Below are 16,020 nucleotides of genomic sequence, written 5' to 3' on the forward strand. Positions count from 1 at the left end.
CCCTCATCAGGCCAGAGCCCGCTCCTCCACCCGGATCCGCACCGTGAGCAGCGCCGCGTTGGCCACCGTGAAGGCCAGCGCGGTCAGCCACGCGGTGTGCACCAGCGGCAGCGCGATCCCTTCGACGACCACCGCGACGTAGTTGGGATGGCGCAGCCACCGGTACGGCCCCGACCCGACGAGCGGCACGCCGGGCAGCACGACCACGCGCGTGTTCCAGCGCCTGCCGAGGCTGGCGATGCACCACCAGCGCAACCCCTGGGCGAGCAGCACGAGCGCGAGCATCGGCCAGCCGAGCGCCGGCAGGAACGGCCGGTCCAGCAGCCACACCTCGGCGGGCGCAGCGACCAGCAGGCTCACGTGCGCCGCGACGATCCACGGATAGTGCCGCCTGCCGTACTCGATCCCGCCCCTCGACCGCGCCCAGGCCAGGTTGCGGCGGGCCACCACCAGCTCGGCCAGCCGTTCGAGGACGACCAGCCCGATGAGGACGAGGTAGGCGCTCACCAGTGCAGCAGCAGCATCTCGGCGGAGAACCCGGGCCCGAGGGCGAGCAGCACGGCCGGCTCCCCGGTGCGCCCGCGCGTCTGCTGCAGCACGTGCAGGACGGACACCGACGACAGGTTGCCGTGTTCGCGCAGCGACCGCCAGGTCACCTCCAGCGCCTCGGGCGGCAGCGCCAGGTTCGCCACGATCTTGTCGATCACCTTGGGGCCGCCCGGGTGGCAGACCCAGGTGCCGACCTGGTCCGGGGTCAGCCCGTAGTCGGCGAGGAAGGCCCTGATGTCACCGGCCAGCACCGACTCCACGAACGCGGGCAGCTCGGCGTCCAGCACGATGCGGAAGCCGTGCCCGCCCACCTCCCAGCCCATCAGGTGCTCGGTGTCCGGGTACAGCTTGCTGCGCGTGGCCACCACCTCGCGGCCCCGGCCGTGCCCGGTGGCGACGACGGCCCCGGCGCCGTCGCCGAACAGGCCGCTGGCCACCAGGTTGGCGACCGAGGTGTCGTCACGCTGGATGGTCAGCGAGCACAGCTCCACGCAGACGAGCAGCGCCACCTGCTCCGGCCAGCCACGCAGGTAGTCGTGCAGCCGTGACAGCCCCGACGCCCCCGCCGCGCACCCCAGCCCGAACACCGGGATCCGCTTCACGTCCGCGCGCAGCCCCGCGCGCTTGGCCAGGCGGGAGTCCAGCGACGGCGTCGCCAGCCCGGTCGTGGAGCAGAACACCAGGTGGTCGACCTTCTCCGGCGGCAGCCCGGCCTTCTCCAGCGCCCCGGCGATCGCCCGCTCCCCCAGGTCGAGGGCGATCTCGACGTACATCTCGTTCGCCTGCTCGAAGGAGTCGAGCTTGGGATAGTCCTCGAGCGGCAGCGCCAGGTTCCTGCCGGTGACGCCGGTGGCGCTGTGGAAGCGTTTGAGCAGCTCCCCGTCCGCCGCCGTGAGCTCGGAGAACGCCTCGGTGATCTCCTCCTGCTCGTAGCGGTGGCCTGGCAGAACGGTCTGCACGCCCTTTATGTACATGACCAGTTCTCTGCCGCTGAGAGGCGCGGGCTAACATCCGGGCATGCCGCCGACGTCCGCCCGCCCGCCCGCCGTGGCCGTTCTCGCCTTCGACGGCATGTCACCGTTCGAGCTCGGCTGCGTGGTGGAGATCTTCGGCCTGCCCCGGCCGGAGCTCGGCGTGCCCTGGTACGACCTGAAGGTGTGCGCCGAGACCACCGGGCCGCTCCGCGCCGTCGGCGGCTTCACGCTGCGGGCCGAACACGGGCTCGACACGCTCGCCTCGGCCGGCACGGTGATCGTGCCCGGCGTCGCCGACGTGCGCGGGCCCGTCTCCGAAGCCCTCGTCACCGCGCTGCGACGGGCCCACGGCCGCGGCGCCCGGATGGTGTCGATCTGCTCCGGCGCGTTCGCGCTCGCCGCCGCCGGCCTGCTCGACGGGCGCGAGGCCACCACCCACTGGAAGTACGCCGCCCTGCTCCGCGAACGCTTCCCCGCCGTCGAGGTCAACCCCGCCGTGCTGTACGTGGACGGCGGCGACGTGCTGACCAGCGCCGGCAGCGCGGCCGGCCTCGACCTGCTCCTCCACCTGGTACGCGCCGACCACGGGGCGAACGTGGCCAACGCGGTCGCCCGCCGCCTGGTCATCCCCCCGCACCGGGAGGGCGGCCAGGCGCAGTTCGTGGAAGCGGCGGTGACGCCCGTCGGTGAGGACGGCGCCGTGGCCAGGGCGATGGCCTGGGCGCTGGCCCACCTCGCCCGGCCCATCACCGTGGCGGACCTCGCGGGGGTGGCGCACCTGTCGCAGCGCTCCTTCATCCGGCACTTCAAGCGGCAGACCGGCACCAGCCCGCTGCGCTGGGTGATCGCCCAGCGGATCGCGGCCAGCCTGCCGCTGCTGGAGACGACGGGCGCGCCGGTGGAGGAGGTCGGCGCGGCCGTCGGCTTCGAGAGCCCCGTCACCTTCCGGCACCACTTCACCCGCGCCATGCACACCTCCCCCTCCGCCTACCGCCGCACCTTCGCCTTCCCCCGCACGGGCACCCCACCTTCCTGATCTGTTCTGCCGAACGTCGCCTTCCGGAAGGGGGCGCCAGCTCCCAAGGAGGCGCCCTCTCCGATGACAAGTCACCTGAGGAGAGGGGAGGCCATGGTCCGTCTATGGGCGGCGTGAGCTGGGCGGACGGCCTATGCCACGCATGGGCCATGCAAGATCGTCCTCGGTAAGGATCTCCTGGAGCCGTTCGACGAACGCGGCGAGCAAGGCCTGGACGCGACGGTTGACTCTCCGCACCAGCAGCACGAATCCGGCACAGTACGCCTTTGCGGTCAGCTCGATCTGCGCGAGTAGCAACTGTGCACGCCGTTCAGCCATTTCGCGTCGATCTCGCGCCCGGTGATCCGGCCTGCCAGCCGTAGCGCGGATGTGACGCTGACCTCGATGGTCACGGGGTTCTCGATACCGTCATCATCTGGGTTGTCCAACTGGAAGAACAGTCCCTCCATGAGTGGGTCGAGGGCGTGCGGGTCTGCGCCTCCTCGCTCGTCAGGCCAGTCGATGAGAAAGCAGGTGACGATGACCCCGTCGACAGCCCAGTCGAGGCGGTAGTTGTTGTGGCCGCATTTGATACTGAGCGCTCGCGTGCCACGCGACACTTCCTGAAGGAAGGACAGCGGCGAAGGGTAAAGACCGAACAGTAAGGCCTGCGCCCAGCCGTTGGCCGTGCCGGCCCACATGCTGGGACCTGGCCCGACCTCGGGTCGCGGCATGTTGTTGATGTCGCACCGAAACGCGCTGGCCGGGTCGCCGCCCAGGCGACGGCACAGCTCGTTGCCGCCCATTTCCTCCGCCCACACCAAGTGGAAGCCCGAGTATTCCTCGCTATCCAGGTCGAAGGAAACCAGCAGGTCGTATAGATCGGTCGGATGAGGCATGAGAACCTTTCGACGACATGGAGAACAGGTGCCCGACCACGCGGTCCGGCACCTGTTCCCTGGGCAGCTACTTGACGCTGACCCAGAACTTGCTGCTGTTCACCACTCGATAACGAGCGTAGAAGAGCCAGAGATCTCGTCCGGCCACCTGGTTGTGCGCCGTCTTGACTGCACGCGCCGAGGCGTTCTCGAAGCGTTGCCACTTGCCATCGACCAGCAGTCCGTCGCCGGCCCCCTCCTTCGTCGAGGCGAACGGGAACTCATCGCACTCCTGATCTCGTTGCGGCCAACCTGAATAGTGGGCCAGGCAGGCTTTCCTGGTCCAATACCGGTTTTTGCCTCGCATCTTCTTCCCGTCCGCGGCCAGCGCGCCCTCGTTCATTTTGGTCAGCGCCTTCCCGGACGGATTCTCAACGCCCCCGGGAAGAGAGCGAGGTGTGTCGTAGACCTTTGAGGGGCGCTCTCTACTGGCGTGATGAGGTTCGCGAAGACCACCATTCGCCCAGGGCACCAGCGAGTCATCGACTACACCTGCGCCTGCGCCGCGCCCCCTATGAGTACCTGACCGCCGGAGGTCGGTACCAGTTCCGGCCGGAACTCCGGAGTGACCCCAAGGTCGCCCGTTACACCGGTCCTTGGCATCGATCCAGAGCCGACGATCCATGGCGGCTGCCGCTCACGGGACAGGCTCGCTGATGGGGTGGGCGCCGCGTCCCGCGAGGGCTCCGGGTCGTCAGCGGTGGGTGAGGCGCCAGAGGGTGGTGATCTCGCCGGAGCGGGCGGCGCTGAGGGGGTCGGCGGGGTCGGCGGCGCGCCGGTGCGGCGGGCGGGTGTCGATGCGGTCCTTGACGCGCAGCCCCGCCGCCTCGACCGCCGCCCGCAACTCGCCGGGCCCACGCAGCCCGAGGCGCTCGGCCAGGTCGGACAGCACCAGCCAGCCCTCCCCGCCCGGCTCCAGGTGGTCCCCGAGCCCGTCGAGGAACCCGGACAGCATCCGCCCGCCCGGGTCGTAGACGGCGTGGTCGAGGGGCGAGACGGGCTGGGCGGGCAGCCAGGGCGGGTTGCACACGACGAGCGGCGCCCGCCCCGGCGGGAACAGGTCGGCCCGCAGCACCGAGACCTGCCCGCCGAGCCCGAGCCGGTCGACGTTCTCACAGGCGCAGGCGACGGCCCGGGGGTCGAGGTCGGTGGCCACCACGCGTTCGACGCCGCGCCGGGCCAGGAGGGCGGCCAGCACCCCGGTGCCGGTGCCGACGTCGAAGGCGGCGCGCCCGGACGGCAGCGGCGCCTCGGCGACCAGTTCCACGTACTCGCCCCGTACCGGTGAGAACACCCCGTGGTGCGGGTGGATGCGGCCCCCGAGGGCGGGCACCTCGACGCCCTTGCGCCGCCATTCGTGCGCGCCGATCACGCCGAGCAGTTCGCGGAGCGGCGTCACGGCGGGGCCCGTCGCGGGGCCGTACACCTCCTCGCACGCCTCGCGGACGTCCGGGGCGCGGCGCAGCGGGATCGTGTGGCCGGCGGCGAAGGGGATGAGCAGCATGCCGAGCGTGCGCGCCCGCTGCGACTGGGCCTGGCGGTAGCGGTGGAAGCCGGCCCCGGCGGGCGCGGGGTTGCAGCGGCGGGCCAGGGCGCGCAGGAGCTGCCTGGCGTTGTGGAAGTCGCCCCGCCACAGCAGCGCGGTGCCTTCGCAGGCCAGCCGGTAGGCGGTGGCGGCGTTCATCCGGTCGTCGGCCACGGCCACCCGGGAGGGCGGGGGCGCTCCGGCCGCCGACCGCCAGGGCGCTTCACGCTCTCGTCCTGCTTCGGTCCACCGAATCATCAGGCCCTGACCGTTTCACGGCCCGGGGCGCCCTGGCGAGCGGTTTTCCGCGGTGCTACTTTCTATACATGTATAAAAACAAAGAGCGACTGGTCGCCCTGGGCGACGAGCTGGTGAAGCTGCACGACGGGTTCCGGCGGCAGCTCGCCGGCCTGCGAAACGGCGCGCCGGGTGCGGCGGAGCTGCGCGAGCACTGCCTGACGTTCTGCGAGGCGCTGCACGCGCACCACGCGGGCGAGGACGCCGTGCTCTTCCCGCACCTGGACGGCGAGCACCCGGAGCTGGCCGGTGTGCTGAGCCGGCTGCGGCAGGAGCATCACGTGGTGGCCGAGCTGCTCGCCCGGATCCGCGCGCTGCTCGACGGCGGCGGCCCGGCCTCGATCGGGCCGGAGCTCGACCGGCTCGCCGCCGAGCTGGAGGCGCACCTCGACTACGAGGAGGAACAGCTCGTCCCCCTGCTCAACCGCATGACCACGGTCCCCGAGGGGCTCTGAGCGGGTCAGGACTCCAGCGTGTAGTCGAACACGTAGGAGTGGGCGCCGTCGGAGCCGACGTCGATCGTCATCTCGCCGCGGAGCCCGGTCAGCTCGCCGGTGCCGGAGTCGGGGACGACGCTGACGCGCAGCGACTGCCGGCCACGGTCGCTGACCGCGTTGTGCTGGACGACGAAGGTGCCCTTGCGGCCCTGCAGGACGCCCTCGACGCGCTCGACGGCCACGTACGACCTCGACTCCGCCACCGGCGTGGACACCACCACGAGATGGACGACGCTGGTGGCGGTGAGGTCACCGTGGAAGGTCTTGCTCATCGAGACGTGCCCGAGCGAGACGCCGTCGCGGTCGTCGAAGGGCGGCTTGGCGTCCCAGTCAGCGGTGTCGAAAGGTCCTCGTGCGATCATGCGTCCAGCATGCCGGTGATACCTGTCAGATCCGGTCAGGTACCGGCGAGTCGTTCCACGACCGGCGCGAAGGCGTCGAGGCGGTCGGCCGGGACGGTCACGTAGGAGATGCCGAGCTTGTCCCTGCGCCTGATCAGCGTCTCGGCGATCCGGTCGGCGGTGCCGGGCAGCACGCCGACGGCGTCGTCGCCGGGCGGGCCGAACCGGGCGGCCAGCCAGGAGGGCAGTTCCTCGCCGACGGCGGCCACGTTGACGTTCAGCTCCAGTTCGCCGTAGCGGTCCCCGGCCAGCTCGTACAGCTCGTCGAGACGGGCGGCGAGCTGCGTCTCGGTGGCGTTCGGGGGCAGCGCGACCGCGACCGTGGCGGCCCGCGCGGCCGCCACGCGCAGCAGCCGGGAGCCGGCGGCGGCGATGAGGATCGGCACGTCCGCGACGGCGTCGGCCGTCGCGGCCACCCGATCGATCCGCTGGGCGGGGGTGCCGAAGTCGGCGCCGAGCCGCGCGGCGTCGGCCTCGGCGTGCGGCCGGCCGGCGCCCAGGCCGAGCTCGAAGCGGCCGCCGCTGAGCTCGTGCAGCGTGGCCGCCTCCCAGGCGACGGCCTGCGGGTGACGGAGGGGTGCCGACAGCACGTACGTGCCGACGCGCAGCGTGGTGGTGACGCTCGCGGCGGCCGCGCAGGCGGCGAACGGCGACAGCGTGCCCAGGGTGTCGGGGACCAGCAGCGTCGAGTAGCCGAGGCTCTCGGCCCGTCGCGCGAGCCCGGCCCAGTCGGGCGCCCGGCCGGAGACGACGCCGAATCGGAAGGCATGGGGGATCATGTCTCAACGATCGCCCGCCGGCCGCCGTGGCGCATCGTCCGCCGGACCGGTCCCGGTGTACGCCGGCGGACGCAAGCCCGCCCGCCCGCGCTACTCCCCCAGCAGTAGACGGGTGAAGTCGTTGCCGAAGCGGCCGTGCGGGTCGTAGCGCCGCACCAGCTCGCGGAACCGGTCCGGGCACGACGGCCACCGGGTGAACAGCTTGCCCCAGTGCGGCCTCGGGTCGAACGGCGCCAGCGTGTCCTCGACCAGCTTGATCACCGGCAGCACGGCGGCGGTGTCCTTGATCCAGGTGAAGTGCACGGCCACGCTGTCGCGCCCGTAGGAGGGGCTGAGCCACAGGTCGTCGGCGGCGACCGTGCGCACCTCGGCGATCTGCAGCACCGGCCGGATCAGGTCGCCGGCCCCGCGCAGCTCGCGCAGCGCGTCGGCGGCGTGCTCGCGCGGAATCAGCCACTCCGACTGCAGCTCGTCGCCGGCGCTGCTGGGCGGGGCGTCGGGCCGGAAGTGCGGCAGCCGCTCGTGCCACGGCCCCGGCACGCCGAGCTGCCCGGTGCAGCTTCCGGGCGGCATGCCCGGCACCGGGTGGCGCGGCCCGTCCGCCGCCACGGTGCCGAACCACTCGGCGGGCAGCTCGGTGTCGCGCTTGATCCACGCCCGGGTGTCACGCCAGTCGGTGAACAGGCTCACGCTGTAGCCATCGGCCATGAGCTCGCCGAACGGCGCGTCGTCCGGCACACTTTCGCGCACGTACTGCCGCAGTTCGAAGGCGGGCACCAGGTCGAGCGTCAGCGCGGTGACCACGCCGAGCGCGCCGAGCGACACCACCGAGCCGGGGAAGCCGGCCTCGCCGCGCCGCAACGTGACGAGCGAGCCGTCGGCCGTCATCAGCTCCAGCGCCGACACGGCCGCCGACAGGCTCGCGTTGGCGACGCCGGAGCCGTGCGTGCCGGTCGCGACGGAGCCCGCCACCGAGATGTGCGGCAGCGACGCCAGGTTGGCCAGCGCCAGCCCGCGCGCGTGCACCTCGCGGGCGAGCGTCGCGTACGTGGTGCTCGCGCCGACGCGCACCCGCGCCGCCCCGCTGTCGACCTCCACGAGGTACGGCATGCGGTCGAGCGACACCAGTTCGCCGGTGGTGTCGGCGACGTCGTTGAAGGAGTGCCCGCTGCCCAGCGCCCGCACCCGGGACGCGCCGGTGACGGCGCGCCTGAGCTCGTCGAGGGAGGTGGGGCGGTGCAGGTGGCTTGCCCGGAACGAGGTGTTTCCAGCCCAGTTGGTCAGCGTCACGGCCCCACCCTCCCACACGGCTAGAACCCCTGGGCCAGGCGGTAGTAGGCCTGGTTCCAGCGCAGTTCCTTGGTGAACCGCTCGGTCGTGGTCTCGGCGTCGATGATCACCAGTTCCACGCCGAGCATCTCGGCCAGGTCGGTCAGCTCCTCGCGGCCGACGGCCATGGACAGCACCGTGTGGTGCGGCGCGCCGGCGGTGAGCCACGACTCGGTGGAGGTGCGCAGGTTCGGGCGCGGGCGCCACACGGCGCGGGCCACCGGCAGCTTGGGCAGCGGCTGCGGCGGCGTCACCAGGTCGATCTCGTTGGCGACCAGGCGGAACCGGTCGCCCATGTCGGCCAGGCCGATCACGATGCCGGGACCGGGCTCGGCGTCGAACACCAGCCTGACCGGGTCCTCCCGGCCGCCGATGCCCAGCGGGTGGATCTCGCACGACGGCGTGCCGGAGGCGATCGACGGGCAGACCTCCAGCATGTGCGCGCCCAGGATGAGCTCGTTGCCGGGGGTCAGGTCGTAGGTGTAGTCCTCCATGAAGGACGTGCCGCCGGGGGTCCCCTTGTCAGACATCGCCTTCAGGGTGCGCAGCAGCACCGAGGTCTTCCAGTCGCCCTCGCCGCCGAAGCCGTAGCCGTCGGCCATGAGCCGCTGCACGGCCAGGCCGGGGAGCTGGCGCAGGCCGCCCAGGTCCTCGAAGTTCGTGGTGAACGCCTTGAATCCGCCGCCCTCCAGGAAGTGGCGCAGGCCCAGCTCGATCCTGGCGGCGTAGCGCAGCGACTCGTTGCGCTCGCCGAGCAGCTCGGGGGCCACGGTGTACTGCTCGGCGTACTCCTTGACCAGCGCCGTCACGTCCGCGTCGGAGGCGGCGTCCACGGCCTCGACCAGGTCGTTGACGCCGTAGGTGTTGACCGAGACGCCGAAGCGGAGCTGCGCCTCGACCTTGTCGCCCTCGGTGACGGCCACGTCGCGCATGTTGTCGCCGAACCGGGCCAGCTTGAGCGTGCGCACCTCGGCCACGCCCTTGGCCGCCCGCTCCCAGGCCAGGATGCGCTCGCCCACGGCGGGGTCGCTGACGTGCCCGGCCACGGTCTTGCGCGGCACGCCCAGCCGCGTCTGGATGTGGCCGAACTCGCGGTCGCCGTGTGCCGCCTGGTTGAGGTTCATGAAGTCCATGTCGATGGAGCTCCACGGCAGCTCCACGTTGGCCTGCGTGTGCAGGTGAAGCAGCGGCTTGCGCAGCGCGTCGAGCCCGGCGATCCACATCTTGGCCGGGGAGAAGGTGTGCATCCAGGCGATGACGCCGGCGCAGGAGTCGTCCGCGTTCGCCTCCAGCATGACGCGCCGGATCGCCGCCGCGTCGGTGAGCACGGGCTTCCACTCGACGGCCACCGGCAGCGCCCCGGCGATGCGCTGCGACTGCTCGGCGACCTGGCGCAGCGTGTCCTCGCCGTACAGCCCCTGGCTGCCGGTCAGAAACCAGATGTTCAACGCGGGCTCCTCTGTCCGTAGACGTTCTGATAGCGGTCGTACAAGCGGTCGATGTCGTCCTGCGCGATCGGCAGCGGCTCGCCGAGCTGGCGGGAGACGTGCACGGTACGGGCCACGTCCTCGCACATCACGGCCGCCTTCACCGCGGCCTTCGGGTCCTTGCCGATGGTGAACACGCCGTGGTTCTTCATGAGCACGGCGGGCGAGCGGTGGCCCTTGAGCGTCTCGACGATGCCCTGGCCGATGGAGTCGTCGCCGATCAGCGCGAACGGCCCGACCGGGATCTCGCCGCCGAACTCGTCGGCCATCGCGGTCAGCACGCACGGGATCGCCTCGCCGCGCGCCGCCCACGCCGAGGCGTAGGTCGAGTGGGTGTGCACGACGCCGCCCACCTCGGGCAGGTTGCGGTAGACATAGGCGTGCGCGGCCGTGTCGCTGGACGGGGCGTGCGCCCCCTCCACCAGGTTGCCGTCGAGGTCGCACACCACCATGTTCTCCGGCGACAGCTCGTCGTAGGAGACGCCGGAGGGCTTGATGACGAACAGGTCCTCGCCCGGGATCCGGCCGGACACGTTGCCCGCGGTCCAGGCCACCAGGTTGTAGCGGACCAGCTCGGCGTGCAGGTCGCTGACGGTCTTCCTCATGCGCTCGCCTCGTTCCTGATCGCGCGCAGCTTGTGCAGCGCCTGTCCGTCGCCGAAGTGCTCGTGCAGGTTCCGGTACTCGGCGTACAGGCGGTCGTAGGCGTCCGCCCTGGCCTCGTCCGGCACGTACGCGGCCTCCGTGCGCTTGCCCATGGCCGCGGCGGCGGCCTCGATGTCGGCGTACGCGCCGGCCGCGACGGCGGCGTGGATCGCCGAGCCGAGCGCCGGGCCCTGGTCGGAGCCGATCACCGACAGCGGGCGGCGCAGCACGTCGGCGTAGACCTGCATGAGGAAGGGGTTCTTCAGCAGGCCGCCGGCCACAACGAACTCCTCGACCGGGACGCCGGACTTCTCGAACGTCTCCACGATCATGCGGGCGCCGTAGGCGGTGGACTCGATGAGCGCCCGGTAGACGTCCTCGGGCCTGGTGGCGAGGGTCTGGCCGATGATGACGCCGGACAGGTTGTGGTCCACCAGGACGGACCGGTTGCCGCCGAACCAGTCGAGGGCGACCAGGCCGTGCTGGCCCACGGCCTGCTTCTCGGCCAGCGAGGTCAGGTACGCGTGGACGCTGACGCCCTCCCCGGCGGCCCGCTCGGTGTAGGCGGCGGGCACGAACGCCTCGACGAACCAGGCGAAGATGTCGCCCACGGCCGACTGCCCCGCCTCGTAGCCCCACAGGCCGGGCACGATGCCGTCGCGCACGACGCCGCACATGCCGGGCACCTCGGCGAGCCGGTCGCTGGGCATGATGTGGCAGGTCGAGGTGCCCATGATGGCCACCATCTGGCCGGGCCGGACGGCGTCGGCGGCGGCGGCGGTGACGTGCGCGTCGACGTTGCCGACGGCCACGGCGACGCCCTCGGGCAGCCCGGTCCACTCGGCGGCCCCGGCGGACAGCGTCCCGGCGAGCGCGCCGAGCGCGGCCAGCCGGACGCCGTCGCCCGCGAGCTCGCCGACCGGCCCGGTGGCGAGCTTGCCCGTGAAGTCCGCGAAGCCGGGGTTCAGCTCGGCGAGGAAGTCGGCCGACGGGTAGGCGCCGTCCTGGAAGATCCCCTTGTAGCCCGCGGTGCAGATGTTGCGGCTCTCGACGCCGGTGAGCTGCCAGATGATCCAGTCGGCGGCCTCGATCCACCGCTCGGTCCGCCCGTACACCTCCGGGTCCTCCTCCAGGACCTGCAGGGCCTTGGCGAACTCCCACTCGGAGGAGATCTTGCCGCCGTAGCGCGGCAGCCAGCTCTCCCCGCGCCGGGCGGCCAGCGCGTTGATCCGGTCGGCGTGCGGCTGGGCGGCGTGGTGCTTCCACAGCTTGGGCCAGGCGTGCGGCCGCTCGGGGGTCTCGAAGCAGAGCGGCGTGCCCTCGGCGGTGGCGGGCAGCACGGTGCAGGCGGTGAAGTCGGTGCCGATGCCGATCACGTCGGCGGGCGAGACGCCGGCCGCCGCGACGGCCGCCGGCACGGCGATCCGCAGCACGTCGATCCAGTCCTGCGGCGACTGCAGCGCCCAGTCGGGCCCGAGGCGCGTGTCCGAGCCGGGCAGCGCCCGCTCGATGACGCCGTGGGCGTATTCGTGGACGGCGCTGCCCAGCTCCGCGCCGTCGGCCACGCGGACCACCACGGCGCGGCCGGACAGCGTGCCGAAGTCCACGCCGACCACGAACTTGTTAGCGTTCACATGTGACTCCATGGGGGTTCGATGGGGACGGTGCCACGCGCTTCTATCCTGCGGCAGCGGCGGTCGATGCGGTGCTGGACCTGACGACGAAACCGGGCGGCACGATCAGCCGCTCGGCCGGGCCCGGCTCGGCGTCGATCTGCCGGAGCAGCATCTCGATGCAGTGCCGGCCCACCACGTCGAAGTCCTGCCGGACGGTGGTGAGCGGAGGCGAGAAGAACGCCGACTCGGGGATGTCGTCGAAGCCCACGACGCTGATCTGGCCGGGCACCTTCACTCCTTCCTCGGAGAGCGCGCGCAGCACGCCGAGCGCCATCTGGTCGTTGGCCGCGAAGACGGCGGTGACCCCGTCCATCGCGGCCAGGCTCCGGCCCGCCTCGTAGCCGGCGCGCGGGCTCCAGTCACCGGCCAGGGGCTCCGGCACCGGCCGGCCGGCCGCCTCCAGCGCCTCGCGCCAGCCCTGCAGCCGGCCCTCGGTCTCCAGCCAGCCCGCCGGGCCGCTGACGTGCCAGACCGTCTCGTGGCCGAGGCCGAGCAGGTGGCGGGTGGCCATCCTGGCGCCCTCGGCCTGGTCGATGCGGACCACCGGGATGTCGGCCCGGTGGGTGGCCTCGACCGCGACGGCGGGGGTGCCGGTCGGCAGGCTCTCCAGCGCCTGGCTCGCCGAGTGCTGCGGCGCGACCACCACGACCCCGTCGACGCCCTGCTCGGTGAGATAGTCGATGGCGTCGCGCACGCTGGCGGCGTCGATCGACTTCAGGCTGACGATGCTGACGAAGTAGCCGGCCGTCCTGGCCGCCTGCTCGATGCCGTAGATCGTGCTGGCCGGCCCGTACAGCGTGGTGTCGAAGCTGACCACGCCGAGCGTCCGCGAGCGCCTGGTGACCAGGGCGCGGGCGACCAGGTTGCGCCGGTAGCCGAGCCGGGTGATGGCCGCCTCGACCCTGGCGCGGGTGTCGGCCCGGACGTTCGGGTGGTCGTTGAGCACACGTGAGACCGTCTGGTGCGACACGCCCGCCTCCTTGGCCACGTCGGCCATGACGGGCAAGCGTCGCTTGGGGATCGGTCCCACGGTCTCTCCTTCCGTCGGCTAGCAGATCGTAGTGGGCGCCCCGTCAGCCCGCGGCACCCGCCCTGCGCTTGGTCCACACGTCGAAGGCGACGGCGGCCAGCAGCACGGCGCCCTTGACGAGCATGACCCGCTCACTCGGGGAGCCGATCAGGGACATGCCGTTGTTGATCACGGCCATGATGAGCCCGCCGGTGATCGCGCCGACGACCTTGCCCACGCCGCCCTGCACGGCCGCGCCGCCGATGAAGGCGGCGGCGATCGCGTCGAGCTCGAAGCTGTTGCCCGCCGTCGGGCCCGCCTGGTTGAGGCGGCCGGCGAAGATGATGCCGGCGATCGCCGACAGCACGCCCATGTTGACGAAGATCCAGAATACGACCTTCTTGACCTTGACGCCCGACATGACGGCCGCCTGCAGGTTGCCGCCGATGGCGTAGATCTGCCGGCCGAAGACCGTGCGGTTGGCCATCAGCGAGTACGCCAGCACCAGGATCGCCAGCAGCACCAGCACCCAGGGCAGGTTGTGGAAGCGGGCGAGCTGCACGACCAGGAAGAGGATGACGGCCGCGCCGGCGGCCATCTTGAGCGCGAACAGCGCGATGGGCTCCACGCTCTGGCCGTAGCCGGCCCGCGCCGCGCGCGAGCGCCACTGGGCGGTGACCATGCCGGCGATGGCGATGACGCCGATCAGGAGGCTGAACAGGTCGGCGCCGCCGAGCGGGCCGAGGCCGATGTTGCCCAGGTAGCCGCTGGTGAAGCCGTTGGCCAGGGTGCGGACCTGGTCGGGGAACGGGCCGATGCCGCGGTTGCCGAGCACGGTCAGCGTCAGCGCCCTGAACAGCAGCATGCCTGCCAGCGTCACGATGAACGCGGGGATGCCGAAGTAGGCGATCCAGTATCCCTGCCAGGCCCCGATGAGCCCGCCGGCCACCACGGTGAGCAGCAGCGCGAGCGGCCACGGCATGCCCATGTTGACCATGAGCACCGCGGCCAGGGCTCCGGTCACCGCGACCACGGAGCCCACCGACAGGTCGATGTGCCCGGCGATGATGACCAGGATCATGCCGATCGCCAGGATCAGCACGTAGGAGTTCTGGACGATGATGTTGGAGATGTTCTGCGGCGTGAGCAGGGCCCCGTCGGTGAGCACCGAGAACAACACGACGATGAGCGCGAAGGCGATGTAGATGCCGCTGGCCCGCAGGTTGAGCGACAGGCCGCCGAGTGACACCCGGCCCGGCCGCCGGGGTTCCCCTCCCCCGCCGCCCTGAGCGCCGGCCTTGACGCCGGCGGGCGTGATGCTGCTCATTGGAGCTACTCCTGTCCCTTGGTCATGAGATGCATGAGGCGTTCCTGCGTCGCGTCCCGGCGCGGCACCTCACCGGTGATGCGGCCCTCGGAGAGGGTGTAGATGCGGTCGCACAGGCCCAGCAGTTCGGGCAGTTCCGACGAGATCACCAGCACGGCCCTGCCCTCGTCGGCCAGCCGGTTGATGATCGTGTAGATCTCGTACTTGGCCCCGACGTCGATGCCCCGGGTGGGCTCGTCGAGGATGAGCACGTCGGGCTCGGTGAGGATCCACTTGGAGAGCACGACCTTCTGCTGGTTGCCGCCGCTCAGCTTGCCGACGACGCTCGACACGCTGGGGGCCTTGATGTTCATGCTCTTGTGGAAGCGCTCGGCGACCGCGTACTCCTGGTGCTCGTCGACCCACCCGCGGCGGGACAGCCCGGAGAGCCCGGCGGCCGAGACGTTGCGCTTGATGTCCTCGATGAGGTTGAGGCCGTAGCGCTTGCGGTCCTCGGTGGCGTAGGCGAGGCCGTGCCGGATGGCGTCCTGGACGGTGCGGATCTCGATCGGCTTGCCGTCCTTGAACACCTTGCCGGAGATGTTCACCCCGTACGTCCTGCCGAACAGGCTCATCGCCAGCTCGGTGCGGCCCGCGCCCATGAGCCCGGCCAGGCCCACGATCTCGCCGCGGCGCAGCGTGAGCGCGGCGCCGTCGACCACCTTGCGGCCCGGCTGGCTGGGGCTGTAGACGGTCCAGTCCTCGATCCGCAGCACCTCCTCGCCGATCGTCGGCTCGTGCGGCGGGTAGCGGTTGTCGAGGGCGCGGCCGACCATCCCGGAGATGATCCGGTCCTCGGTCACCGCGTCGGTCGCCATGTCGAGGGTCTCGATCGTGCGGCCGTCGCGGATGATCGTGACGGAGTCGGCGATCGCGGTGACCTCGTTGAGCTTGTGCGAGATGATCACGCAGGTGATGCCCTCGTCGCGCAGCCCGCGCAGCAGGTCGAGCAGGTGGGCCGAGTCGTCGTCGTTGAGCGCGGCCGTCGGCTCGTCCAGGATGAGCAGCTTCACCTCCTTCGACAGCGCCTTGGCGATCTCGACGAGCTGCTGCTTGCCGACGCCGATGTCGGAGACGACGGTCGTCGGGTTCTCGCGCAGGCCGACGCGCTCCATGAGCTGGGCGGCCTCGAAGTTGGTGCGGTTCCAGTCGATGAAGCCGCGCCTGGCCCGCTCGTTGCCGAGGAAGATGTTCTCGGCGATCGACAGCTGCGGGCTGAGAGCCAGCTCCTGGTGGATGATGACGATGCCGGCGTGCTCGCTGTCACGGATGCCGCCGAACTCGCACGTCTCGCCCTCGAAGCGGATCTCGCCCTCGTAGGCGCCGTGCGGATAGACGCCGGACAGCACCTTCATCAGCGTCGACTTGCCGGCGCCGTTCTCGCCGCAGATCGCGTGGATCTCGCCCCGCCGCACCGACAGGGTGACGTCCTGCAGCGCCTTCACGCCGGGGAACGTCTTGGTGATCCCGCTCATCCGCAAGATGTGGTCGGTCATGTCTCAAGCCCCTCGCCCCGGAGGGCCCCGGGGGCGTG

General features: G+C 71.6%; 16 protein-coding genes. 2 read left to right on the forward strand and 14 right to left on the reverse strand.

Annotated elements, in window-relative coordinates; genetic code table 11:
• Positions 1-6: 6 nt before the first annotated feature.
• Together ADY59_RS14770 and ADY59_RS14775 are read right to left on the reverse strand one after the other, a co-directional pair.
• Entirely contained in the window at positions 7-507 is a 501-nt protein-coding gene (locus ADY59_RS14770; RefSeq protein WP_049562486.1) for an isoprenylcysteine carboxyl methyltransferase family protein, read from the reverse strand.
• Positions 504-1,508, reverse strand: a complete 1,005-nt coding sequence (locus tag ADY59_RS14775) for a type III polyketide synthase (protein ID WP_231618719.1) — start codon at positions 1,506-1,508, stop codon at positions 504-506. The genes ADY59_RS14770 and ADY59_RS14775 overlap by 4 nt, the downstream gene beginning before the upstream one ends.
• A gap of 58 nt (positions 1,509-1,566) precedes the next feature.
• On the opposite strand from ADY59_RS14775, the gene ADY59_RS14780 reads away from it, so the two are divergent.
• Positions 1,567-2,559 (forward strand): helix-turn-helix domain-containing protein, encoded by a 993-nt coding sequence (locus tag ADY59_RS14780; protein WP_049562489.1) that lies wholly within the window; start codon positions 1,567-1,569, stop codon positions 2,557-2,559.
• Positions 2,560-2,831: 272 nt separating this feature from the next.
• Here ADY59_RS14780 and ADY59_RS14785 read toward each other — a convergent pair whose 3' ends face one another.
• The 3 genes from ADY59_RS14785 to ADY59_RS14795 all read right to left on the reverse strand — a co-directional run bounded on the left by ADY59_RS14785 (position 2,832) and on the right by ADY59_RS14795 (position 5,175).
• Entirely contained in the window at positions 2,832-3,437 is a 606-nt protein-coding gene (locus tag ADY59_RS14785) for a DUF6461 domain-containing protein (protein WP_049562491.1), read from the reverse strand.
• Positions 3,438-3,504: 67 nt separating this feature from the next.
• Positions 3,505-3,819 carry a NucA/NucB deoxyribonuclease domain-containing protein gene (locus ADY59_RS51390; RefSeq protein WP_049562493.1) on the reverse strand — a complete coding sequence of 105 codons (315 nt, stop codon included), beginning with the start codon at positions 3,817-3,819 and terminating at the stop codon, positions 3,505-3,507.
• 351 nt (positions 3,820-4,170) lie between these two features.
• The gene (locus tag ADY59_RS14795; protein WP_231618720.1) at positions 4,171-5,175 is read right to left on the reverse strand and encodes a 50S ribosomal protein L11 methyltransferase; all 1,005 of its coding nucleotides are present in this window, start codon (positions 5,173-5,175) and stop codon (positions 4,171-4,173) included.
• Between the two features lie 152 nt (positions 5,176-5,327).
• On the opposite strand from ADY59_RS14795, the gene ADY59_RS14800 reads away from it, so the two are divergent.
• Positions 5,328-5,753, forward strand: a complete 426-nt coding sequence (locus tag ADY59_RS14800; RefSeq protein ID WP_049562496.1) for a hemerythrin domain-containing protein — start codon at positions 5,328-5,330, stop codon at positions 5,751-5,753.
• A 5-nt stretch (positions 5,754-5,758) separates the two neighbouring features.
• On the opposite strand, the gene ADY59_RS14805 is transcribed toward ADY59_RS14800, so the two are convergent.
• From ADY59_RS14805 to mmsA, 9 genes are all read right to left on the reverse strand, one after another.
• Positions 5,759-6,157 carry a DUF3224 domain-containing protein gene (locus ADY59_RS14805; protein WP_049562497.1) on the reverse strand — a complete coding sequence of 133 codons (399 nt, stop codon included), beginning with the start codon at positions 6,155-6,157 and terminating at the stop codon, positions 5,759-5,761.
• Positions 6,158-6,192: 35 nt separating this feature from the next.
• Positions 6,193-6,975, reverse strand: a complete 783-nt coding sequence (locus ADY59_RS14810; protein ID WP_049562499.1) for an LLM class flavin-dependent oxidoreductase — start codon at positions 6,973-6,975, stop codon at positions 6,193-6,195.
• Positions 6,976-7,065: 90 nt separating this feature from the next.
• A complete protein-coding gene (locus tag ADY59_RS14815) occupies positions 7,066-8,265 on the reverse strand; it encodes an FAD-binding protein (protein WP_049562501.1) in 1,200 nt (399 codons plus the stop codon).
• 20 nt (positions 8,266-8,285) lie between these two features.
• Entirely contained in the window at positions 8,286-9,752 is a 1,467-nt protein-coding gene (gene araA, locus ADY59_RS14820) for an L-arabinose isomerase (protein ID WP_049562503.1), read from the reverse strand.
• Positions 9,749-10,396, reverse strand: coding sequence for an L-ribulose-5-phosphate 4-epimerase (locus ADY59_RS14825; protein WP_049562505.1), 648 nt, complete (start codon positions 10,394-10,396; stop codon positions 9,749-9,751). Before ADY59_RS14825 ends, araA begins: the two co-directional genes overlap by 4 nt.
• On the reverse strand, positions 10,393-12,081 hold the full coding sequence (gene araB, locus ADY59_RS14830) for a ribulokinase (RefSeq protein WP_049562506.1): 1,689 nt from the start codon (positions 12,079-12,081) through the stop codon (positions 10,393-10,395). The genes ADY59_RS14825 and araB overlap by 4 nt, the downstream gene beginning before the upstream one ends.
• Before the next feature lie 31 nt (positions 12,082-12,112).
• Positions 12,113-13,108 carry a LacI family DNA-binding transcriptional regulator gene (locus tag ADY59_RS14835; RefSeq protein WP_049562564.1) on the reverse strand — a complete coding sequence of 332 codons (996 nt, stop codon included), beginning with the start codon at positions 13,106-13,108 and terminating at the stop codon, positions 12,113-12,115.
• A 76-nt stretch (positions 13,109-13,184) separates the two neighbouring features.
• Positions 13,185-14,447, reverse strand: coding sequence for a multiple monosaccharide ABC transporter permease (gene mmsB / locus ADY59_RS14840; protein WP_197093643.1), 1,263 nt, complete (start codon positions 14,445-14,447; stop codon positions 13,185-13,187).
• 5 nt (positions 14,448-14,452) lie between these two features.
• The gene (mmsA, locus tag ADY59_RS14845; protein WP_049562508.1) at positions 14,453-15,982 is read right to left on the reverse strand and encodes a multiple monosaccharide ABC transporter ATP-binding protein; all 1,530 of its coding nucleotides are present in this window, start codon (positions 15,980-15,982) and stop codon (positions 14,453-14,455) included.
• Positions 15,983-16,020: the final 38 nt, after the last annotated feature.

Source organism: Nonomuraea sp. SBT364 (genome assembly GCF_001083785.1).
Lineage (GTDB): Bacteria > Actinomycetota > Actinomycetes > Streptosporangiales > Streptosporangiaceae > Nonomuraea.